At 70.7% G+C, this 23,349-nt stretch carries 11 protein-coding genes; 8 read left to right on the top strand and 3 right to left on the bottom strand.

Annotation, left to right across the window (positions count from 1 at the left end):
• Positions 1–11,103: non-ribosomal peptide synthetase (locus tag ABZ914_RS22435; RefSeq protein WP_500195361.1), on the bottom strand; the 11,103-nt coding region annotated here is incomplete at its 3' end.
• A 392-nt stretch (positions 11,104–11,495) separates the two neighbouring features.
• Here ABZ914_RS22435 and ABZ914_RS22430 point away from each other — a divergent pair.
• The 7 genes from ABZ914_RS22430 to ABZ914_RS22400 all read left to right on the top strand — a co-directional run bounded on the left by ABZ914_RS22430 (position 11,496) and on the right by ABZ914_RS22400 (position 19,765).
• On the top strand, positions 11,496–13,496 hold the full coding sequence (locus tag ABZ914_RS22430) for an ABC transporter ATP-binding protein (protein ID WP_500195359.1): 2,001 nt from the start codon (positions 11,496–11,498) through the stop codon (positions 13,494–13,496).
• Positions 13,497–13,686: 190 nt separating this feature from the next.
• On the top strand, positions 13,687–14,034 hold the full coding sequence (locus ABZ914_RS22425) for a hypothetical protein (RefSeq protein ID WP_500195358.1): 348 nt from the start codon (positions 13,687–13,689) through the stop codon (positions 14,032–14,034).
• A gap of 46 nt (positions 14,035–14,080) precedes the next feature.
• Complete coding sequence (locus tag ABZ914_RS22420) at positions 14,081–15,667, top strand: MBL fold metallo-hydrolase (RefSeq protein ID WP_500195356.1); 1,587 nt, start codon at positions 14,081–14,083, stop codon at positions 15,665–15,667.
• A gap of 146 nt (positions 15,668–15,813) precedes the next feature.
• Positions 15,814–16,614: an alpha/beta fold hydrolase gene (locus tag ABZ914_RS22415; RefSeq protein ID WP_500195355.1), complete on the top strand. Its 801-nt coding sequence runs from the start codon at positions 15,814–15,816 to the stop codon at positions 16,612–16,614.
• Between the two features lie 8 nt (positions 16,615–16,622).
• Entirely contained in the window at positions 16,623–17,921 is a 1,299-nt protein-coding gene (locus ABZ914_RS22410) for a cysteate synthase (RefSeq protein WP_500195353.1), read from the top strand.
• Between the two features lie 14 nt (positions 17,922–17,935).
• Positions 17,936–18,466, top strand: coding sequence for a cold-shock protein (locus ABZ914_RS22405; RefSeq protein WP_500195352.1), 531 nt, complete (start codon positions 17,936–17,938; stop codon positions 18,464–18,466).
• 150 nt (positions 18,467–18,616) lie between these two features.
• Positions 18,617–19,765 (top strand): sulfotransferase domain-containing protein, encoded by a 1,149-nt coding sequence (locus ABZ914_RS22400; RefSeq protein ID WP_500195350.1) that lies wholly within the window; start codon positions 18,617–18,619, stop codon positions 19,763–19,765.
• Here the strand turns inward: ABZ914_RS22400 and ABZ914_RS22395 are convergent.
• The gene (locus tag ABZ914_RS22395; RefSeq protein ID WP_190858192.1) at positions 19,762–20,904 is read right to left on the bottom strand and encodes an acyl-CoA dehydrogenase family protein; all 1,143 of its coding nucleotides are present in this window, start codon (positions 20,902–20,904) and stop codon (positions 19,762–19,764) included. The two genes, ABZ914_RS22400 and ABZ914_RS22395, sit on opposite strands and share 4 nt — an antisense overlap.
• 78 nt (positions 20,905–20,982) lie before the next feature.
• On the opposite strand from ABZ914_RS22395, the gene ABZ914_RS22390 reads away from it, so the two are divergent.
• The gene (locus ABZ914_RS22390) at positions 20,983–21,684 is read left to right on the top strand and encodes a MerR family transcriptional regulator (RefSeq protein ID WP_433246412.1); all 702 of its coding nucleotides are present in this window, start codon (positions 20,983–20,985) and stop codon (positions 21,682–21,684) included.
• A 16-nt stretch (positions 21,685–21,700) separates the two neighbouring features.
• On the opposite strand, the gene ABZ914_RS22385 is transcribed toward ABZ914_RS22390, so the two are convergent.
• On the bottom strand, positions 21,701–23,254 hold the full coding sequence (locus tag ABZ914_RS22385; protein ID WP_500195363.1) for a polyamine aminopropyltransferase: 1,554 nt from the start codon (positions 23,252–23,254) through the stop codon (positions 21,701–21,703).
• Positions 23,255–23,349: the final 95 nt, after the last annotated feature.

Genomic DNA, 23,349 nt, shown 5'->3' with positions numbered 1-23,349 from the left:
AGTCGGATCCAGCGCGACGGTGGTGGTCATCACCGTCGCCTCGGTCGGACCGTAGGTGTTCACCAACCGCACATGCCGCAACCACGCCCGCGACAACGGCTCGGTCAGCAGCTCCGCCCCTGTCAACACCGTCGCCAGGCCCGGCATCGCCCCCGGATCCACCACCGCCAACAACGACGGAGTCACACTCATCGCCTGCACGCCCGCCGCCCGCATGAGTGCTGTCAGACGGGCGGGCTCGGCACGCTGCGCCGCCTGCGCCACCACCAACGTCCCACCACCGGCCAGCACCGCCGCGACGTCCAGCACCGCCGCATCGAAACTGAACGACGCGAACTGCAACACCCGCACCCCAGGACCAGCCCCCAACACCGGCCCCACACCCGCCACCAGATTCGCCACCCCACCATGCCCCACCAGCACACCCTTGGGCCGCCCCGTCGAACCCGACGTATAGATCACATACGCCAAACCCCCACCAGCCCCGCCATCACGCACCGCCGGAGACGCCGCAACGGCCGCCGCCGTCGCCAGATCGTCCAAAACCACCCGCGTCACTTCGGACGGAACTGCGCCCAGCACTTCTACTGATTCGGTCGTCCCCACCACGACGTCTGCGCCGCTGTCGGCGAGCATGTAGCCGAGTCGGTCTGCCGGGTATTTCGGGTCCAATGGCACGTACGCCGCTCCGGCCAGCCACGACGCCAATATGCCGAGCACCATTTCCGCATCACGTGGCATACACAGAGCCACCATTGATCCGTGACCGACACCCAATCCCCGCAGATGACCGGCGAGCCGTTCCGCACGCCGCACCAGCCACCCGTAAGTCACGCTTGCGTCTCCGACGACCACTGCCACCGCGTCCGCCCGCACCCGGGCGTGGCCCAGAACCGAACCCACCACACCCGACTCGACCGCGGCCTCACCACCGGCACCCCACCCCAGTAGCTCCGCCCGCTCCCCCTCCGACACCACCCGCAACTCCGACAACCGCCGCTCCCCACCACCCCCGGCAATCCCCTCCAGCAACACCCCCAAATGACCCGTCAACCGCGCCACACTGCCCGCATCGAACAAAGCGGTGCTGTACTCCACCGCACCCGCCAGCTCGCCGTCCCGGTCGGTCATGGTGAGTTCGAGATCGGCTTTCACCGCCAGCGCGTCGTCCAGCCCGCCCCGCGCCGCCCAGCCGATGTCGCCATCCCAGTTCAGCTGTCTCGCGGGTCCGGAGCCGCCCTCACTGCCGCTGCCGCGGGTGTCGTATCCGAAGAGCACTTGGAACAGGGGCGTCCGCGACCGGTCCCGTTCGGTGACCAGGTCGTCTACGAGCTGCTCGAACGGCAGGTCCTGGTGGGCGTGCGCGGCCAGGACCATCGTCCGCACCCGCCGCACGACCTCGGTGAACGTCGGGTCGCCGGACAGGTCCACGCGCATCACCAGCGTGTTCACGAAGAACCCGATCAGCCCCTCGGTCTCGGCCCGATCCCGGTTCGCCACCGGCGTCCCCACCACCACATCGTCCTGACCGGCATACCGCCCGAGCAGCACCATGAACGCCGACAGCACCGTCATGAACATGCTCGCCCCGGCAGCACGCGCCGCCTCCCGCAAGCCCTCCGCCACCAGGCCGGGAACGGCGAAACGGATCACCGCGCCCGAGGTCGAGCGCACCGGGGGGCGGGGCCGGTCGGTCGGCAGGTCCAGCACCGGCACACCGGCAAGCCGCTCCCGCCAGTACGCCAACTGCTCTTCCAGCACCTCGCCGGTCAGCCAGCGCCGCTGCCACACCGCGAAATCCGCATACTGCACCGGCAACGCCGGCAGCGGATCCGGCTCGCCCCGCCGGAACGCCTCGTACAGCGTCGCCAACTCGTCGCGCAGGATCTGCCCCGACCATTCGTCGCTCACGACATGGTGCAGCGACAGCACCAGCACATGTTCGTCATCCGACACCCGCACCAGGCACGCCCGGATGAGCGGCCCGGCAGCGAGATCGAACGGGGTGAGCGCGTCCGCCACTACCAGCGCCTGAACCGCATGGTGCGGATTCACCGAAGCCGAGACGTCCACCACCGGAAGCCAGAACGGCGATGGCGGGTCGATCACCTGGTGCGGCACCCCGTCGTCACCAGCAACCAGGCGCGTCCGCAGCACCTCATGACGACTCACCACCGCCGACAACGCCGCCGTCAAAGCCTCCACGTCCACCGCCGCCGGCAACCGCAGCGGCATCGGGACGTTGTACTCCACCGACCCCGGCTCCAGGACGTCCAGGAACCAGAGCCGCTGCTGGCTGAACGACAGCGGCAACCGCTGCTCTCGCGACACCGGCACGATCGGCGGCGCCGCGGCCCCGGCCGCGGCCTCCTCTATCACCGAGGCGAGCCCGGCCACGGTGGGCTCGTCGAACACCGCGGTGAGCGGGACGTCCACACCGAACACCCGCCGGATCCTCGAGATCATCCTGGTCGCCAGCAGCGAGTGCGCGCCGAGTTCGAAGAAGTCGTCGTCGCGACCGACGCGTTCGATGCCGAGGATCTGTGTCCAGATTCCGGCGAGAACCTGCTCTGTTTCGGTTCTGGGCGGCTGGTAGCCGGCGGACACCTCGGGCCGTTCGGTGCCGGGGTCGGGCAGCGCCGCACGGTCGAGCTTGCCGCTCGGGGTGAGCGGAAACGCCGCCACCTCGGTGAACACAGCGGGGATCATGAATTCGGGCAGCCGCCTGGCCGCGAACTCCCGCAACTCGCCCGCTTCCGGGATTCCCGCCTCGGGGCCCGCGGGGACCAGCCACGCCACGAGGCGTGCGTCCGCGCCCTCTCCCAGGACCCCGGCCGCGACGTCCGCGACGTCCGGATGGGCGGTCAGGACGGCTTCGATCTCGCCGGGCTCGATGCGGAACCCGCGGACCTTGACCTGCTCGTCGGCCCGGCCGCTGAACTCCAGCAGCCCGTCCGGGCGCCACCGCGCCCGGTCGCCCGACCGGTACAGGCGCGACCCGTCGCCGGCGAAGGGGTCGGCGATGAACCGTTCGGCGGTCAGTACCGGACGCGCGTGATAGCCGAAGGCGAGCCCGGCACCGCCGATGAACACCTCACCGCTGATCCCGACCGGGACCAGGTTCAAGTTCTCGTCCAGCACCCGTACCAGCGTGTTGGCCACGGGCAGTCCGATCGGCGGCGCTCCCTCCGCGGACGGGTCCACCAGGCCCGTGCAGCAGATGACGGTCGTCTCGGTCGGTCCGTAACCGATCGACATCCGCCGTCCGGCACCCCACTCCCGCGCGATCTGGCCGCTGACCGGCTCAGAGCCCACGATCATCGACCGCACCGAGGCGAACTCGCGGGGATCCAGCAGCGCCAGCAGCGACGGCGCGACGCTCGTCGCCTGTACTCCCGATGCCTGCACCAGTGCCGTCAGGCGGGCGGGTTCCGCACGTTGGGCCGCCTGCGCCACCACCAGCGTCCCGCCGCCGGCCAGTACGGCGGCGACGTCCAGTACCGCCGCATCGAAACTGAACGAGGCGAACTGCAACACCCGCACCCCGGGACCAGCACCCAACACCGGCCCCACACCCGCCACCAGATTCGCCACCCCACCATGCCCCACCAGCACACCCTTGGGCCGCCCCGTCGAACCCGACGTATAGATCACATACGCCAAACCCCCACCAGCCCCGCCATCACGCACCACCGGGGACGCCGCAATAGCCGCCGCCGTCACTGGGTCATCCAGGACCACGCGTTTCACCGCAGGGGGCACCGTCCCTAACACGGCCGCCGACTCGGTCATCCCCACCACGACGTCCGCGCCGCTGTCGGCGAGCATGAACTCCAAACGGTCCGCCGGATATCCCGGGTCCAGCGGCACGTACGCCGCCCCGGCCAGCCACACCCCCAATATGCCGACCACCATTTCCACATCACGCGGAAGACAAAGCCCCACGACCGATCCCGCGCCGACCCCCGCCCCTCGCAAATAGCCCGCCAGCCGCTCGGCCGTGCTCACCAGCCGTCCATAGGTCAGGCAGGCGTCCCCGACCACCACCGCCACCGCATCCGGCCGGATCGCCGCCTGGCCCAGAACCGAACCCACCACCCCGGACTCGACGCCGGCTTCATCACCGGCGCCCCAGCCGAGCAGTTCCTCTCGCTCCGGCATCGAGACCATGGGCAGCTCGGACAGCCGCCGCTCCTCGCCGCCCTCAGCGACGCCCTCCAACAACACGCCCAGATGGGTCACCAACCGCGCCACGGTGCTGACGTCGAACAGGCCGGTGCTATATCTGACCTCCCCCGTCAAGCCCTGAGGGGTTTCGCCCAAGGTGACCTGCAGGTCGAACTTGACGATCGTTCGCTCGGGCTGGAAATCGCTGACCGTGAGCTGGCTTTCGGTGTCGTCGCCGCGGTGATTGAACAGGACCTGGAAGAGGGGGGTGCGGGAGCGGTCCCGTTCGGTGACCAGTTCGTCGACGAGCTGCTCGAACGGCAGGTCCTGGTGGGCGTAGGCGTCCAGCGCGGTGGCCCTGACCTGCTCCAATAGCTCGGCGAACGTCGGGTCGCCCGACAGATCGGCCCGCATCACCAGCGTGTTCACGAAGAACCCGATCAGGCCCTCGGTCTCGGCCCGATCCCGGTTCGCCACCGGCGTCCCCACCACCACGTCGTCCTGACCGGCGTACCGCCCGAGCAGAATCATGAACGCCGACAGCACCGTCATGAACATGCTCGCCCCGGCAGCACGCGCTACCTCCCGCAGGCCCTCGGCCACTGGAGCGGGGAAGGCGAAGGCCGCGAACGAGCCTGTGGTGGACCGCACCGGGGGGCGGGGCCGGTCGGTCGGCAGGTCCAGCACCGACACATCTGCCAACTGCTCCCGCCAATAGGCCAACTGCTCTTCCAGCACCTCGCCGGTCAGCCAGCGCCGCTGCCACACCGCGAAATCCGCATACTGCACCGGCAACGCCGGCAACGGATCCGCCTCACCCCGGCGGAACGCCTCGTACAGCGCGGCCAGCTCTTGCCGGAAAATCTCCGCTGACCATTCATCGAAGACGATGTGATGGGCCGACAAAACGAGCACGTGGTCATGGCTCGCCAGCCGCGCGAGACACCCGCGGATCAGCGGTCCCACGGCCAGGTCGAACGGCTCTGCCGTGCTCGCCCCGACCAGCACGCCCGCGGCCGCATGAGGATCGGGCGCGGCGGACACGTCCACCACCGGCAGGCAGAACGGCGACGGTGGGTCGATCACCTGGAACGGCACCCCGTCCTCACCCGCCACCAGCCGCGTCCGCAGCACCTCGTGCCGCCGCACCAGCGCCGACAACGCCGCAGCCAGCACCTCGACGTCGACGTCACTCATCGCCAGCGGCATCGGGACGTTGTACTCCGCGGACCCGGGCTCCATCTGGTCGGCGAACCAGAGCCGCTGCTGCCCGAACGACAGCGGAAGCCGCTGATCGCGCGATACCCGGACCACCGGCGGCACGACCGTTCCGGCCGCCGCGTCCACCACCTCGGCCAGTTGCCCCAGCGTCGGAGCGTCGAACAAGGCCGAGACCGCGATCTCGACTCCGAACATCGACCGGACCCGCGACACCACCCGAGTCGCCAACAGCGAATGCGCCCCCAACTCAAAGAAATTGTCCTCCACCCCCACCCGCTCCACCTTCAACAACTCCACCCAAATCCCCGCCAGCACCCGCTCGGTCTCCGACCGCGGCTCCACAAAAACCCGCCCCACCAACCGCCCCGCATCCGGCGCCGGCAACGCAGCCCGATCCAACTTCCCATTACGACTCAACGGGAACTCGGCAACCTCCACGAAAAAGGCCGGAATCATGAACTCCGGCAACCGCCTACCAGCAAACTCACGCAACTCAGCGACAGAAGGCACACCAGCATCCGGATCAGCAGGCACCAACCACGCGACCAACTGAGGATCCTGCTCACCGGCCTCCGCCATGTCTGTGGTTACAGCGACCGCGGCGGCGGTGATCTGGGGGTGAGCGGCCAGCACGGCCTCGACCTCGCCGGGCTCGATCCGGAACCCCCGCAGCTTCACCTGCTCATCCACTCGGCCGAGGAACTCCAACACCCCGCCTGGACGCCACCGCGCCCGGTCGCCCGAGCGATACAACCGCGACCCGTCGCCAGCCAGCGGATCGGCGACGAACCGCTCCGCGGTCAGCGCCGCGCGTCCCGCATAACCCCACGCCAAGCCCAGACCACCGATGAACAGTTCACCGGCCACCCCTAGCGGCATTGGGCTCAACTGCTCGTCCAGCACATGCACCCGCAGGCCCGGCAGCGGTGTGCCGATCGGCACCACTCCGCCCGCAGCCGCGATCGCAGCCGGATCCACCGGCCCCGCGGTCGCGCACACCGATGCCTCGGTCGGACCGTAGGCGTTCACCACCACGCAGCGGTCCGCCCATCGGGCTACCAAATGCCCGTCGGCCCGCTCGCCCGCCAACACCAACGTCGCCAACCCCGCGAACTGAGCCGGGTCGACCACGCGCGCCACCGACGGCGGCAACGTCACTACTCCGACACCCGCCGCAGCCAACACCTGCGCCAACCGCGCCGTATCCACCCGCTCGTCCTCGCCCACGATCACCAGCCGCCCGCCGTGGCCGAGCGTCACCCACACCTCCGACACCGCCGCGTCGAAGCTGAACGAGGCGAACCCCGCCACAGCCACACCCGAGGTGACCCCGAACACCGGACCCTGACCCGCCACCAAGTTCGCGACACCACCGTGCCCGACCAGCACACCCTTCGGCCGACCGGTCGACCCCGACGTGTACATCACATACGCCAGGCCCTTAGCAGCCGCACCATCACGGGTCACCGGGGATCCGGCTATCAACGCCGCCGTCATCGGGTCGTCCAGCTCTACTACCCGGACGCCCCGTCCCACCGGGACATCCCCCACCACCGACCCAACGCCCACCACAACACCGGCACCACTGTCAGCGAGCATGAAACCGAGCCGGTCCGCCGGATACCCCGGGTCCAACGGCACATACGCCGCACCCGCCAACCACACCCCCAGCACCGCCGCCACCATCTCCACATCACGCGGCACACACAAACCCACCACCGACCCCGCACCAACCCCCAAACCCCGCAGATAACCCGCCAACCGCTCCGCACGCCCCACCAACCACCCATAAGTCACACTCACATCCCCGACCACCACCGCCACCGCATCCGCCCGCACCCCCGCCTGACCCAGAACCAAGGCCACGACACCGCCGTCATCACCGGCCTGGGCATCGGCGTCCACGCCCACACCCCAGCTCAGCAGTTCCTCTCGCTCTGCCCCGGAGACCATCGGCAGGGCGGACAAACGCAGGTCCCCATCGCCTCTGGCGATTCCGTTCAGCAGCACCGCGAAATGGCCCACCAACCGCGTCACGGAATCGCGGTCGAACAGCCCCGTGCTGTATTCCACCGCGCCCGCCAATGCGCCATCCCGCTCGACGAGCACCAACCGCACGTCCGTCCGCGCCACCACGTCGCCGCCGAGATCCGCCCGCGTCCACGCGATGTCGCCGCTGCTCTGCTCCTCCGCGGTGGGGATGTTGTAGTTGAACAGGACCTGGAAGAGGGGGGTGCGGGACTGGTCCCGTTCGGTGACCAGGTCGTCCACCAGCTGCTCGAACGGCAGATCCTGGTTCGCGTACGCCGCCAGCGCCACCTGCCGCACCCGGGCCAGGAACTCGCCGAACGTCGGGTCGCCCGACAGGTCCGCCCGCATCACCAGGGAGTTGATGAAGCATCCGATGAGGTTCTCGGTCTCGGCGCGGTCGCGGTTGGCGACGGGGGTGCCCACCGCGAAGTCGTCCCGGCCGGCGTAGCGGCCCAGCAGGGCCATGAACGCCGCCAGGAGCGTCATGAACATCGTCGCGCCGCCCTGGCGGGCGACGGCGCGCAGGCCGTCGGTGACCTCGGGCGGGACGGTGAACTCCACCGCGGCCCCGGCGGTCGGCCGGACCAGCGGGCGGGGCCGGTCGGTCGGCAGGTCCAGCACCGGCACTCCGGCCAGCTGCTCGCGCCAGTAGGCCAGCTGGGATTCCAGCACGTCACCGGTCAGCCAGTGGCGCTGCCACGACACGTAGTCCGCGTACTGCACCGGCAAAGGCGGCAAGGGATCCGCCTCGCCGCTGCGGACCGCCTGGTACAGCGCGACCAGCTCGCGGCGCAGGATCTCCTCCGACCACTCGTCGGAGGCGACGTGGTGCACCGACAGGACCAGCACGTGATCGCGGGGAGCCAGCCTGGCCAGGCAGGCGCGGATGACCGGCCCGGCGGCCAGGTCGAACGGCGCGGCGGCGTCCGCGGCGACCAGGGCGGCGGCCGCCGCGAGCGGGTCCGGCGCGTCGGACACGTCGGCGACGGGCAGCCGGAACGGCGACGGCGGGTCGATCACCTGGAACGGCACCCCGTCGTCGCCCGCCACCAGCCGGGTCCGCAGCACCTCATGCCGGTGGACGACGGCGGTCAATGCCGCACCGAGCGCCGCCACGTCCAAGGGCCCGGCCAGGCGCGACGGGGCGGACACGGTGTACTCGGCCGATTCCGGTTCGAGCTGGCTGACGAACCACAGCCGCTGCTGCGCGAACGACAGCGGCAGCCGCCCGTCCCGCGGGACGGGGACCACCGGGGGGACGGCGACGCCATCGGCGTTCTCGACGACCTCCGCCAGCCCGGCCACGGTCGGGTGGTCGAAGAGCGCCGCCATCGGCACTTCCGCCCCGAACTCCTCCCGCACCCGTGAGACGACCTGCGTCGCCAGCAGCGAATGGCCGCCCAGCGCGAAGAAGTCGTCGTCGGCGCCGACCCGCTCCACCCCCAGCACGAGTGCCCAGATCCGCGCCAGCCGTTCCTGTGTGGGGGTGGCGGGAGCGGTGAAGGCACCGAGGTCGGGCCGTGACATGTCCGGTGCCGGCAGGGCCGACCGGTCCAGCTTCCCGTTCGGCGACAGCGGCAGCGCCGCCACCTCGGTGAACACCGACGGCACCATGAACTCCGGCACCCGCTCGGCCAGGTACGCGCGCAGCTCGCCCACCGCCGGGGCACCGGCGGCGGCGTCGGCCGGGACCAGCCAGGCGGCCAGCCGGGTTCCCGCGCCGTGGCCGACGGCGGCCACCGCCGCCGCTCCCACCCGCGGATGCCCGGCCAGCACCGACTCGACCTCGGCCGGCTCGATCCGGAATCCCCTGACCTTCACCTGGTCGTCGGCCCGGCCGTGGAATTCGAGGATGCCGTCCGCGCCCCACCGCCCCAGGTCACCGGTCCGGTAGAGGCGCGACCCGTCGGCCGCGAACGGGTCCGCGACGAACCTCTCCGCGGTGAGCGCCGGGCGCCCGTGGTACCCCCGGGCGACCCCCGCCCCGCCGACGAAGATCTCGCCCCGCACCCCGGCGGGCACCGGATCCAGCCGCTCGTCCAGCACGTACACCCGGGTGTTCCAGACCGGGCGCCCGACCGGCTGCGCTCCCGGCGCCAGCGGCTCGCCGGGAGCCGTCCGGTGGCCGACGCACCCGACCGTCGTCTCGGTCGGGCCGTACTCGTTGGTGACCGCGACGCCCGGGTTCCGGTCCCGCCAGCCCGCGAGCGACTCGGCGGTCAGCTGCTCGCCGCCCACGACCAGGTCGCCGCGGTGGCCCCGCTCGCCCATCGCGTCGAGGAGCGGCAGATGGCTCGGGGTGATCTTCAGGAACCCGGCGGGCGCCTTCCCGCCCGCCTGCCACGCCTCGTCCAGCCCGGCGAGGAAGACGCAGCCACCGGACACGAGCGGCCCGAACAGCGCGGTCACCGTCAGATCGAACGAGATCGGCGAGTGCGCCACCGACCCCGTGCGCAGCCCCGGATAGGCGTCCCGCGAATAGGCCAGGTAGTTGACCAGCGCCCGGTGGGTGACCGCCACGCCCTTGGGCTCGCCCGTCGACCCGGACGTGTAGATCACGTATGCGAGCCTGTCGGCCGCGGCGGCCGCCGGACGCCGGAGCGCCGGCCCCGCCGAGAGCACCTCCCGGACCTCCGGTGCGTCCACCTTGATCACCCGCGCGCGGCCGGCGGGCAGGCGTCCGGCCGTCGCCTCCGACCCGATCACCACGCGGGCCCCGCTGTCGGCGAGGACGAACGCCAGGCGCGCGGCCGGATGGCCCGGTTCGAGCGGCACGTACGCCGCGCCGGCCTTCCATACCGCCAGCACCGACACCAGCAGGTCCGTGGTGCGGCCCAAGCACAGCCCGACCACCGTCTCGGCGCCCACACCCGCGCCCCGCAGGTGGCGAGCCAGCCGGGAGGCCCGGGCCTCCATCCCGGCGTACGTCAGCGAGACGCCGTCCGCCGCGACGGCGACCGCGTCCGGGCACTCCAGGACCTGGGCGGCGATCAGCTCGTCCGCCCCGCACGCGGGCACCGGCACGGCGGTGTCGTTCCAGGTGACGAGCAGCTGCTCCCGCTCGTCCTCCAGGAGCAGGGGCAGGTCGGCGGCCCGCCGGTCCGGGTCCGCCGCCACCGCCGCCAGGAGCACGCCCAGGTGTTCCGCCAGCCGGCCCGCGGTCGCCGCGTCGCAGACGGCCGTGGAGTACGCGAGCGTCCCGGCCAGTCCACCGGCGGGCTCTTCGGCCAGCCGCAACTCCAGGCCCGGCTGCTGCGGCGCGACCGCGCCGGCCCCGCCGTCCGGGACCGCGTACCTGAATCCGACCTGGACGAGCGGCGGCTGCGACCGCCCCTCCTCGGAGTCCTGCTCACCGGCCGCGACGATCCGGTCCGGCAGCTCGGAGACCAGCGGGTCGCCGGACAGATCGGCCCGCAGCACCCGAGTGCTCCCGGCCGGGCCGCGGTCGCCCGCGGCCTCCGGTCCGTCCCGCTCCGCGAGCGCGGCACCGACCAGGAAGGCGTCCCGGCCGGTGTAGCGCGCGAGCAGGACCAGGAACGCAGCCAGCGACATGCGGGACATGTCCGTCCCCGCGGCGCGGGCGGCGGCCCGCAGGCCGTCCGTCACCTCGGCAGGGACGGCGAAGCGGGCCAGGGCCGTTACGGGCGGGGCGGCCGAGGACCGGCCGCCCGGCAGCTCCAGCACCGGCGGTCCGGCGGTCCGGCGACGCGGCCGGCCGTCGGAGCGTGTCCCATCATCCCCGCTGCCCGGATCCTCGGCTACCACGAGCAACATCCCCTCCTAGGCACGCCGCGGCGAGCCGAAGCCGGTCGCGCGGGACCGAGCGCTCATGTCGGGCGAGTACGGGTCGCGGACCTCTGGCGGCACCCGTCCGGCAACGGTTCCAGATCCGCCCGCTTAAGAGATATTCACCAACAGCATTAACGCCGATCATAACCAGGCATAGACTGAGCACAACATTTCCGTTCAACTGAACCGGCGCGCCAGTTGAACGCCACCGGCCCCGCCTCTTCGCCGAACTATTCTAGAAAGACTCGCAGCGGACAATCGGCGATGCCGTCCTCAGGAGGAACCGGATGCCAGCCACCCGAGCACCCGCCCACGAATTCGGGACGGCGGCGACGGAGCGCGATTCACCCGGCCGCCGGCGGATCAGGCCGGGAACCGTGCGGCGAGTAATTCCATATATCAAGAAATACCGCTGGTCGCTCGTTCTGCTGATCACCCTCACCGTCATCGACGCGGGCGTGACGACGGCCAATCCGCTGCTTTTCGGCGTCATCATCGATTCCGGAATAGTCCCGCGCCACCTGTCGGTCGTCATTGAACTGACGGCGCTCCTGGCGGGGCTCGCGATCGCCGATGCCTGCGCGGTCTACATCCAGACCAGGACCTCCGCCAGAATAGGCCAGGGACTCGTCTACGATCTGCGCACCGAGGTATTCGAGCACGTGCAGAAACAGACCCCGGTCTTCTTCACGCGTTCGCAGACCGGGTCACTCGTCAGCAGGCTGAACTCCGACGTCGTCGGGGCGCAGCAGGCGGTCACGACATTGTTGTCGCGGACCGTGGACACGTTGCTGACGCTGGTCTTCGTACTGGTGGCGATGTTCTACCTGTCCTGGCAGATCAGCCTCTTCGCCATTGTCATCGTCCCCGTTCTCGTCCTGCCGGGGAAGGCCGTCGGCCGCAGGCTGCAGCGGCTGACCAGAGAGCAGATGCAGCTCAACGCGGAACTCGCCTCGGTGATGAACGAGCGGTTCAACGTGGCCGGCTCGATCCTGGTCCGGCTGTTCGGGCGGCCCGACGAGGAGGCCAGGCTGTTCGCGGACAAGGCCGGCCGGGTCCGCGACGTCAGCGCGCGGGCGAACGTGATGGGCCAGGTGCTCGGCATCGCGATGTCGCTGTCGTCCTCGCTGATCCTCGCGCTGACGTTCGGCATCGGCGGTTACCTCGTCATCGACCATTCGTTCAAGATCGGGACGCTGGTCGCCCTGATCACCCTGATCGGCCGGATCTACGGCCCCATCAACCAGCTCTCCGGTATCCAGGCGAACATCCTGACGTCGCTGGTCAGTTTCGACCGCCTGTTCGAGGTCCTGGACCTCAAGCCGCTGGTGACGCAGCGTGCCACCGCCACCGCGCTGCCGGTCGGCGACGCGCGCGGCGGTGACACGGGCAGGGGTGACACGGGCAAGGGTGACACGGGCCGCCGCGACACGGGCGGCGGTGGCGCGCCCGAGATCGAGTTCGACCGCGTGTCGTTCAGCTATCCCTCCGCCGACGCGGTCTCGCTCGTGTCGCTGGAGTCGGTCCGGCGGCCGGTCCACGAGTCCTCCGGCGAGGCGCGGGTGCTGTCCGACGTGAGCTTCCGCGTCCCGGCGGGCCGGCTGACCGCGCTGGTAGGGCCGTCGGGGGCCGGGAAGACCACCATCACCCAGATGGTGCCGAGGTTCTACGACCCCGACTCCGGGGAGGTGCGGATCAGCGGCCGCGACATCCGCGACCTGACCCTCCGGTCCGTCCAGGACACCGTCGGGATGGTGACGCAGGACGCGCACCTCTTCCACGACACGATCCGGCAGAACCTGCTGTACGCGCGCCCGGACGCCAGCGAGAGCGACCTGGTGGAGGCCTGCGAGGCGGCGCAGATCTGGCCGCTGATCGCCTCACTGCCGGACGGGCTCGACACGGTCGCCGGCGACCGCGGCTTCCGGCTGTCGGGGGGCGAGAAGCAGCGCATCGCCCTGGCCAGGCTGCTGCTCAAGGCACCGCCGATCGTGGTGCTCGACGAGGCGACCGCGCACCTGGACGTCGAGTCCGAGGCCGCCGTGCAACGCGCGCTCCAGACCGCGCTCTCGGGGCGGACGTCACTGGTCATCGCGCACCGGCTGACCACGATCCGCGCCGCGGACCAGATCGTCGTCATCGACGCGGGGCGGATCAGGCAGCGCGGAACGCACGAGGAGCTGCTGATGGAGGAAGGGCTCTATGCGAGCCTTTACCGCACGCAGTTCGCGTCCCAGGGGAGCAACGGCCGGGGCGAGACGGCCGGTACCGGCCCGCTGCCCGGCTGAATCCATTACGGAAACCCTCGGCGTACCGCATCACGGCGCGGCCCTTTTCGGCGATCACGCGCGCTTGTTCAACTGAGGTGACGATCCCGGTTGAACGCCGTCCAAGGGGTTCCCTTTCATCTCGACGCCTGAACATCGGCTGTGTAGATTGCTGCCACCGAACGTGGCCGGAAAACAGGAGCGGGTTTTCATGGATGAATTGACCGAGCGCCTCACCACCGAACAGCCCGTGGTCATGGGCGGGGCACAACCCACCGTCGAAGAACTGCGCGAGCGGGTGGGCGAACTCGGGTACTGCCTGATCAAGTTCACCGAAACCCGGGGCGGCACCGAACTGGGCGTCCGGCTGGACCGCGACGCGACGGACACCAGCGCCGCCGACTTCGACAACGGCACCGGCTCGGTGCACATCGAGGGCTTCCTGATCCTCAACGACGACCCGGTCCGCTGCGTCGCCGACCTCGACCTGGCCACCCTCAAGGGGACCGGCCGCCTCATGCTCGTCGACAAGTCCGTGGTAACCGCCGGCGCGCAGTGACTCCGTTGCGCTCGGGTCAGATGCTTTCCTGGATGGAGGCGCGAAGGTGATCGACGAGCCCGTGTTCGTGCGGCCCGACCTGATAATCGAACCCCTGGTCGACCGGTTCTACGCATGGCTGCACACCGTGGCGCCGGTGCAGGCCGCGATGAATCTCGCATATGCGCAGGTGCCGCTGCTCGAGTCGTATCTGCAATCTCCGCAGGTGCATATCAACGCCAGCCGCAACCCGGAACTCAGGGGCGGCTTCTTCGTCAATATCGACCCGTCGCGGGTCGCGGAGGTCCGCGATCTGCTCACCGGCATCAAACGGGACCGGGCCGCCATGCTGGAGTTCGCGGCGGCGATCTCCGATGGGGAGGAGCTCGTCCGGCAGAGCGCGACCGGATTCGCGATGACGCCGCTCTACCCCAAGCTCCCGGCCGCCCTCTCGGGACTGGTCGAGATGGCGTACGACACCAACAACCAGCCGTCCATCCGCTATATGGAGCCGCTGGTGTACGAGAGCCCGGTCTACACCGAGGACCGGCAGTGCGTGCAGCTGTCGCTGGACACCGGTGTCGAGCGGCCGTTCATCCTGAGCACGCCGCGGTTGCCCGGCCCGGACGTCCTCGAACTCCCGATCCCGTTCCGGCATCCGGGACTGGAGGAGCTGTGCCGGGCCCGGCTGGAGCCCACGACGCTCAGCCGCCTCCGGGAGGCGCTGGAGCTCGACGACGCCCAGGCCGCCCAGCTGCCCCGCCTGCTCACCGACAAGCCGGACCTGGCGGGCGACCGGCACATCGGCGACGGCGGGCGCATCAGGTACTTCGGGCACGCCTGCCTGGTCCTGCAGACCCCGGAGGGCGCGGTCATCACCGACCCGTGGGTCAGCTCGGACGCCGCGGCGACCGGCCGGTACACCTACCGCGACCTGCCCGACTTCATCGACCTGGTGCTGATCACGCATGGCCACCAGGACCACATCGTGCTCGAGACCCTGCTGCAGCTGCGCGGCAGGGTGGGGACGGTGGTGGTCCCGAGGTCGTCGCGGGGCAGCCTGGCGGACCCCTCCCTGGCGCTCTACCTCTCGCGTCTCGGGCTGCCGGTGACCGAGGTCGACGACTTCTCCGAGGTCCCGTTCCCCGGCGGGACGGTCATCGCCGCGCCCTTCCTCGGCGAGCACGCCGACCTCGACATCCGTGCCAAGTCGACGTACATCGCGAAGTTCGCCGGCAAGACCGTCTACATCGGGGCCGACTCCTCGGGGATCGAGCCGGGCCTCTACCGCTACATGCGCAGGCAGGCCGGCGCGGTGGACATGGCGTTCCTCGGCATGGAATGCGCGGGCGCGCCGCTCACCTGGCTCTACGGGGCGCTGCTGACCGCGCCGGTGACGAAGAAGATGAGCGACTCGCGCACGCTCTCCGGCTCGAACGCGGCCCAGGCGAGCGCGATCCTGACCGAACTCGGCGCCGCCGAGGCCTACGTCTACGCCATGGGCGAGGAGGACTGGCTGGTCGGGCATGTGATGGCCACCAGCTACAACGAGGACTCCTACCAGCTGAAGCAGGTCGAGGAGTTCATGACCTGGTGCTCCGAGCACGGGGTCAAGGCGGACCACCTCTACGGGCAGCACGAGTGGAAATGGTGAACCACCGGGGAGGGCGCTCCGTGCGGGCGCGGTCGACGCCGCGTGACCGGACGGTCGTCGAGGACGCGCTCTTCGACGGCGGCCCGGCGCCCTCTCCAGACGATCCGCTCCGGGCGCCGCCGCCCGGAGCGGGGTAGGGGGCGGCGATGCCGTTCGCAACGGTCAACGGGATCCGGCTGGCCTACGAGCGCTCGGGCGCCGGGAGGCCGGTCGTCCTGATCATGGGCACCGGCGGGGGCGGCAGCGCGTGGACGGTGCACCAGGTGCCCGCGCTGAACCGCGCCGGGTACGAGGCCATCACGTTCGACAACAGGGGAATCCCGCCGTCGGACGTGCCGGCGGGCAAGTACGCGCTCGCCGATCTCGCCGGCGACGTGACCGGGCTGATCGAGGCGCTCGGCGTCGGGCCGTGCTCCCTGGTCGGGACGTCGCTGGGCGCGATGGTCGCCTCGGAGGTCGCCGCCACCAGGCCCGAGCTGGTGACCTGCTGCGTGCTGATGGCGATGCGCGGGCGCTCGGACGCCACCCGGCGGGCGCTCTCGGCCGCGGACCGCGCGATGACCGCCGCGTCGGTCGAACTGCCGCGCGAGTACGAGGCCGTCGCGGCGGCGCTGCAGATGCTCTCGCCTGCGACGCTCAACAACGACACGGCGGCCGCCGGGTGGCTGGACATCTTCATGTACTCAAGCGGGCGGAAGGTGTCGAGCGGGCAGGCCGACATCGATTTCACCGCGGACCGGCATGCGGTGCTGCGCGCGATCAAGGCGCCCTGCCGGGTCATCGCCTTCACCGATGACCTCATCTGCCCGCCGCACCTGTGCGCCGAGGCGAGCGAGGCCATCCCGGACTGCGATTTCACCGAGATAGCGGCATGCGGCCACCTCGGCTATCTGGAGCGACCGGAGGAGACCAACCGTGCCATCATCGATTTCCTCGACAAGTACTGACACCAGCCGTGGCACGCCACTATAGGCTCGCCTGCTCCGGCTGCGAGCGGACGCATGAGGACGACGGGCTGATCCTGCAGTGCCCCGCGGGGCACGCGCCGGCGCTGCTGCGCACCGAGTACCGCCAGCGCGGCTTCAAGCCGGCCCAGGACGGCCAGGGCCTGTCCCGCTATCACGAGTGGCTGCCCGTCACCGGGCTGGCGGACAACGCTCACCGGGGCGTGGTGTACCGCAGCGAGGCGCTCTCGACCGCCCTGGGGCTCCCGAACCTCTGGATCGCTTTCAACGGCTACTGGCCCGAGCGCGGTGCGATGCTGGGCACCGGGACGTTCAAGGAGTTCGAGGCGTACACCGTGCTCGGCAGGATGCCGAAGCGGCAGAGCATCCTGACCGTCCCGTCCTCGGGCAACACCGCCGCCGCGTTCGCCTGGGCCTGCTCGCAGGAAGGGGTGCCGTGCCTGCTGATCGTCCCGGAAACGGCGCTGCACCGGTTGCGGTTCCGCGCGCCCCTCGACCCGTGCGTCACCGTGGTCGCCATCGGCGACAGCGATTACTCGGACGCCATGGACCTCGCCGCGTCCGTGTGCCGGACGGCCCCGTTCCAGGCGGAGGGCGGGGTGAAGAACGTGGGCCGCCGGGACGGGCTGGGGACGGTCATGCTGACCGCGCATGAGGAGATGCGGTCCCTGCCGACGCACTACTTCCAGGCCGTGGGAAGCGGCACCGGGGCGATCGCCGTCCACGAGGCGGCCAAGCGGCTGCGCGCAGCGGGCGCCGAGATGACCGCGCTCCCCCGGCTCATGCTCTGCCAGAACCGTCCGTTCACGCCCATCCACCACGCGTGGGAGGCGCGGTCGCCGTCGCTGGACGACGCATCCGCGGGCCGTTTCCGGGCCGTCGCCAAGGGCGTGCATGCGGACGAGCTGACGAATTCGACGCCGCCCTACGCCGTCCGCGGCGGGGTCTACGACGCGCTGGTCGAAAGCCGGGGGGACGTCCTGACCGCTGACAGCGGTGCCACCCGGGCGGCGCAGGCGATGTTCGAAGAGCTGGAGGGTATCGATATCGAGCCCGCGGCCGGGGTGGCGCTCGCCTGCCTGCGGGACGCGGTGCGGACCGGGAAGGTCGACCGCGCATCGGTCGTGCTGCTCAACGTGACGGGCGGCGGCAGGGCCCGGCTCGCCCTTCAGCACAGGCTGGTGCCCGCCGATCCGAAACTGCGAATCGCCCGGGACGCCGTTCGCACCGACCGCGATCTCGTCAAAAAGATCACCGAGGTGTGCACATCGGCCGTTCCCGTCGATTAGTCATTGCCACTCACATGGCCCTGTCCTACGATTTTCCCAGGTTGGCGGAGAGTGATGGAGGTGGCGGAGAAATGGCGACCGGCAGGATACTGCAGTTCGACCACGAACGCGGTTACGGCTTTATCGCGGCGGACGACGGCGGCGAGGACGTCTTCCTGCACACATCGGTGGTCGACAGCGATGCCTGCGAGCTCGCACCGGGGGCGCGGCTGGAGTTCAAGGTGATGGCGGGCGACCGGGGCCGGAAGGCCTTCGCGGCGCATCTCATTCCGGACGAGCCCGGCGCGGCGGGAAGGCCGGTCCCGGCTCCGCCCCGGCAGGCGCCGGCACCGGTCCCGGCGGCCCCGCCGGCCGCGTCCGCCCAGGCCGGCGGCACGCTGGACGACGACGAACCGACGTGCGACGTGCTCTCGCCGGACGAATTCGTGCAGGAGCTGACGGAACTGCTGCTGAGCGGCGTCCCGGCGCTGAGCGGGCAGCAGGTGGTCGACGTCCGCAGGGTCGTGCTCGGCTGCGCGGAAAAGCACCAGTGGATCGATGGCTGAGTTCCGCATGGCCGGGGAGCGCCGGAGCCCGGCACCGGCGGACCGCCTCGGCTCCGCGCGCCTCCCGGCCTTTCTGCCGTAACAGGGGAAGGGGCCATGGCTGCTCCCGTTCCACCCATGTCCGACGAGCACGTGAAAACGATGACGGCGATGTATCGGGCTGTCGTCGACTCGGCGGAGTACATCGAGAGCCGCTATTCGGCGGCCGGTCTGGACGACATTTCAGCCGGTGAGTCGTTTCTGCTCGGCATATTGGCCCGGCATGACCGGGCCGGCGCGCTCCGCCTTCTGGACGGCCTCGGCTTCGCCGAGCGGGATGTCGTCGCGCTGACCGACGGTCTCGGCCGGCGCGGCTACCTGAGGACGCGCGCGGCGGCGCCGGGCCGGTCCCGCCCGGCCGCCGTGCTCACCAGGCGCGGCATGACCGTCGTGAACCTGTCCGAGTACGCCCTCAGGGCGGCCTCGTGGGCGGATTTCCCGCTCCGCGAGGGCGACATCATCGTCAGCACCCCGGTCAAGTGCGGCACGACCTGGACGCAGATGATCTGCGCGCTTCTCGTCTTCCAGACCCCGGACCTCCCGGGCTCCCTGCCCGATCTGTCACCGTGGCTCGACGCCGAGCCGGTGGCCCGGCGCGAAACGGCGGCCGCCCTCGCGGCTCAGACGCACCGCAGGTTCATCAAGACCCATTTGCCGCTGAGCGAGCTTCCGGCCGATGACCGGGTCACCTATGTCGTCGTCGGCAGGCATCTCCTGGACGCGGCCATCTCGTACTACCACCACCGGGTCAACGCCGCGGAGCATCACGAGCGGCCCGCATCGGCGAACCGGCGCGGATCGTCGTCACCGCGCAATTGGCTCCTGCAGTGGATCGCCACGGATACCGACCTGCACGCGAACCGCGGCCACCTGCTGCCCGACATGCTCGGCCATCTGAGCGAAGCCTGGGCCCGGCGCGCGGACCCGGGCGTGGTGCTCCTGCACTACGAGGACCTGTCCGCCGACCTCGAGGGCGAGATGCGGAACCTCGCCGCCCGGCTCGGGATCAGCGTGCCCGAGCACGCCTGGCCGGCCCTGGTGAAGGCCGCCACGTTCAGCGAGATGCGCTCCGCCGCCGGGCGGCTGCAACCGGAGGACGGCCTGGGCGGGGCACCGGAGAAGTTCTTCCGCAAGGGGACCTCCGGGTCGGGACGCAGCCTGCTCTCCAGTGCCGAGCTCGCCTACTATCACGCACGCGCCGCGCAACTGGCGCCGCCCGACTGCCTCGCCTGGCTGCACCGTGAGGACCGATCGGGCTAGACGCCGAGGCCGCGGCCGATGATCTCCTTCATGATCTCGGTCGTGCCGCCGAAGATGGTCTGGATGCGGACGTCCTGGTAGGCCTTCGCGATGGGGTACTCCATCATGTAGCCGTAGCCGCCGTGCAGTTGGAGGCAGCGGTCCACGACCCGCTTCAGCAGCTCGGTGTTCCAGTACTTGAGCATCGCGGCCTCGTCGACGCTCAGCTCGCCCTTGCCCTCCTTGACGATGCACTCGTCGGTGAAGGAGCGGCTGATGGTCAGCTCGGTCTTCATCTCGGCGAGCGTGAACCGGTTGTGCTGGAACTTGCCGATCGGGCGGCCGAACGCCTCGCGGGTCTTGCAGTACTCCAGCGTCTGCTCGAACGCCGATTCGGCGGCGGCCATCGCGGTGGCGCCGATGGACAGCCGCTCGCGGGCCAGGTTCGTCATCAGGTAGATGAAGCCCATGCCCTCCTCGCCGAGGAGGTTCTCCTTGGGGACGCGGACGTTGTCGAAGAACAGCTCGGCGGTGTCCTGCGCGTGCATGCCGACCTTCTCGAGGTTGCGGCCGCGCTCGAAGCCCTCCATGCCGCGCTCGACGACGAGGAGGCTGACGCCCTTCGCCCCGGCGGACGGGTCGGTCTTCGCCACGACGATCACCAGGTCGGACAGGATGCCGTTGGAGATGAACGTCTTGGAGCCGTTCAGGACGTAGTGGTCGCCGTCCCTGATCGCGGTGCTCTTGATGCCCTGCAGGTCGGAGCCGGCGGCGGGCTCGGTCATCGCGATGCCGGTGATGATCTCGCCGGAGCAGTAGCCGGGGAACCAGCGCGCCTGCTGCTCCGGAGTGCACAGCTGACGCAGGTAGCCGCCGTTGATGTCGTTGTGCACCGAGAACCCGGGGCCGTGCACGCCCGCCTTCGCGAACTCCTCGTTGAGGATCACGTAGTAGCGGTAGTCGGGGTTGCCGCCGCCGCCGAACTCCTCCGGCATGTCGATGCCGAGCAGCCCCTGCCGGCCTGCGGCCAGCCACACGTCGCGGGAGACGACGCCGTCCTTCTCCCACTGCTCGTGGTACGGCGCGATCTCCTTCTCGATGAAGGCGCGGACCATGTCGCGGAACGCCTCGTGCTCCGCGGTGAAGATCTCCCGTGCCATCCGGCGGTCTCCCTCGGTAAGTGCGTGCTGATACAGCATTAATGTAACACTGCCACTGTCACGTCAAAGGAGCCGGGTATGGATCTCACCGTGGACGAGCTGGCCGCGCGCGCGGGGGTCACCGTCCGCACCGTGCGCTTCTACGCCGGGCGCGGCCTGCTGCCACCGCCCCGGCTGCGCGGCCGGACGGGCCTCTACGGCGCCGACCACCTCGCGCGGCTCGAACTCGTCCGGGAGCTCCAGTCGCTCGGCCTGACCCTCGCCGCCATCGAGAAGCACCTGCGGAAGATCCCGCTGGACGCGCCCGCCGAGGACCTCGCGCTGCAACGCGCGCTGCTGTCGCCGTGGGCGCCGGAGCGTCCCGAGGACGTCGGCAGGCACGAGCTGGACCGCCGCGCCGGACGCCACCTCGACGACGACACGCTCAAGCGCCTCGAAGCGCTCGGCGTCGTGGAGAGCATCGCGCCGGACACCGTCCGGGTCGTCATGCCCGCCCTGCTCGGCATCAGCGCCGAGCTCGCCGAACTCCCGATGCCGCTGGACACCCTGATCGCCTCGCACGAGGCCGTCGAACGGCACACCACCGCGCTGGCGGCCGAGCTCCAGCAGGTCTTCGAGGACACCGTCGTCCGCTCCTACCGGGAGAGCGGCCGCTCCCCCGAGGAGCGCGACCGGCTGATGGAGCTGGCCGGCAAGCTCAAACCGCTGATGATCCAGTCGCTCGTCTCGTCGTTCCAGCACGCCGTCGACAAGGCCATCCGCACCTCCACCGACCGCTGACCGCGCGGGCGCGGGGTCAGGAGTCCTTCCACTCCTGCCCCTCGTACTGGACGAGGCGTGGGTGGACGAGCGTGTTGACGCCGACGTCGCGGGAGCGGCGGTCCTTGGGGAAGACGGACGCGGCCTGCAGGACGGACCCGTCGAGGAAGCGCAGCGACGGAGCGTCCGGGGACAGCGCGAGCGCGGGCGGCGTCGCGGTCGGCGAGGCGAGGGTGAAGCCCCAGTCGCCGAAGCTCGGCACGTCCACGTGGTACGGGGTGGTGGCGAGGCCGGCGGCGGCGATCGACTTCTCGATGCTCCAGAACGACTTCGGCGCGAAGTACGGCGACCCGGACTGCACGACCATCCGGCCGCCGGGCGCGAGGACCCGCTTGACCAGGCCGTAGAACTCGACGGAGTACAGCTTCGCGGTGGGCACGTCGTCGGGGTCGGGCATGTCCACGATCACGGCGTCGTACCGGCGGGTCTGGCCGCGCAGCCAGGTGAACGCGTCGGCGTTGACGGCGCGGGCGCGCGGATCCTCGAACGAGCGGTGGTTCAGCGCGACCAGCGGCCCGTACGTGCGGGCGAGGTGCAGCATCTCCGGGTCGAGCTCGACCAGGGTCGCGCTGCGGACGTCGCGGTAGCGCAGCACCTCGCGCATCGCCAGCCCGTCGCCGCCGCCGAGGATCAGCACGTTCCCGTGCGGGCCGGACATCAGCGGGTGGACGAGCGACTCGTGGTACCGGTACTCGTCCGCCGAGGAGAACTGCAGGTCGCCGTTCAGGAACAGGCGCAGGTCGGTGGTGCCCGCCAGGGTGATCTTCCGGGTGATCACGATCTCCTGGTACGGGGTGTCCTTCGCCAGCGCGATGGGGTCCTCGAACAGCGCCTGCCGCGCGGTCACCTCGATCCGGTCGGAGAGCGCGTACGTCGTGCCGAGGACGGCGAGCACCGCCACCATGCCGAGGCCGATCCCGATCCGCGCGACGCGTCCGAGCCGGCGGCGGAACAGCCACAGCACCACCGCGACGCCGGCGACCGCGTTCACCGCGCCGACCAGCAGCGCGCCCTTGATGTGCCCGAACGTCGGGAGCAGCACGAACGGGAAGGCGAGCCCGCCGATCAGCGCGCCCACGTAGTCGGCGGCGAACAGGTCGGCGACGGCGCTGCCCGCGTCCTGCTTGCGGATCCGCTGCAGCAGCGTCATCAGCAGCGGGATCTCCGCGCCGATCAGCGCGCCCACCGCGAACGACACCGCCACCAGCGCCGGGACGTAGATGTCGAGCCAGGAGAACGCGGCGTACAGCGCGAGCACCGACAGGCCGCCGACCAGGGCGAGCGCACCCTCGACGACGGCGAACGCGGCGGCGGCGTGCTTCTGCAGCGGCTTGGCCAGCAGCGACCCGATGCCCATGGCGAAGACCATGACGGACAGCACGATCGACGCCTGGGTGACGGAGTCGCCGACCAGGTAGCTGCCGAGCGCGACGAGCGCCAGCTCGTACACCAGGCCGCAGGCCGCGCAGGTGAACACGGCCGCGAGGACCAGGGCGCGCGCCACCCGCGCCGGTGCGCCGAGCCGGCCCACCGCGCCGCCGCCCTCCGAGCCGGAGCCCGAGCCCGAGTCGGAACCGGAGCCGGAGCCCGAGTCGGAACCGGGCTCGGCGGCCGCCTCGGGGCCGG

Origin of the sequence: Spirillospora sp. NPDC046719 (assembly GCF_040645715.1) — a bacterium.
Classification (GTDB): Bacteria; Actinomycetota; Actinomycetes; order Streptosporangiales; family Streptosporangiaceae; genus Spirillospora.
The sequence above is the reverse complement of the archived record's forward strand: the minus strand, read 5'-3'. Positions and strand labels throughout refer to the sequence as shown.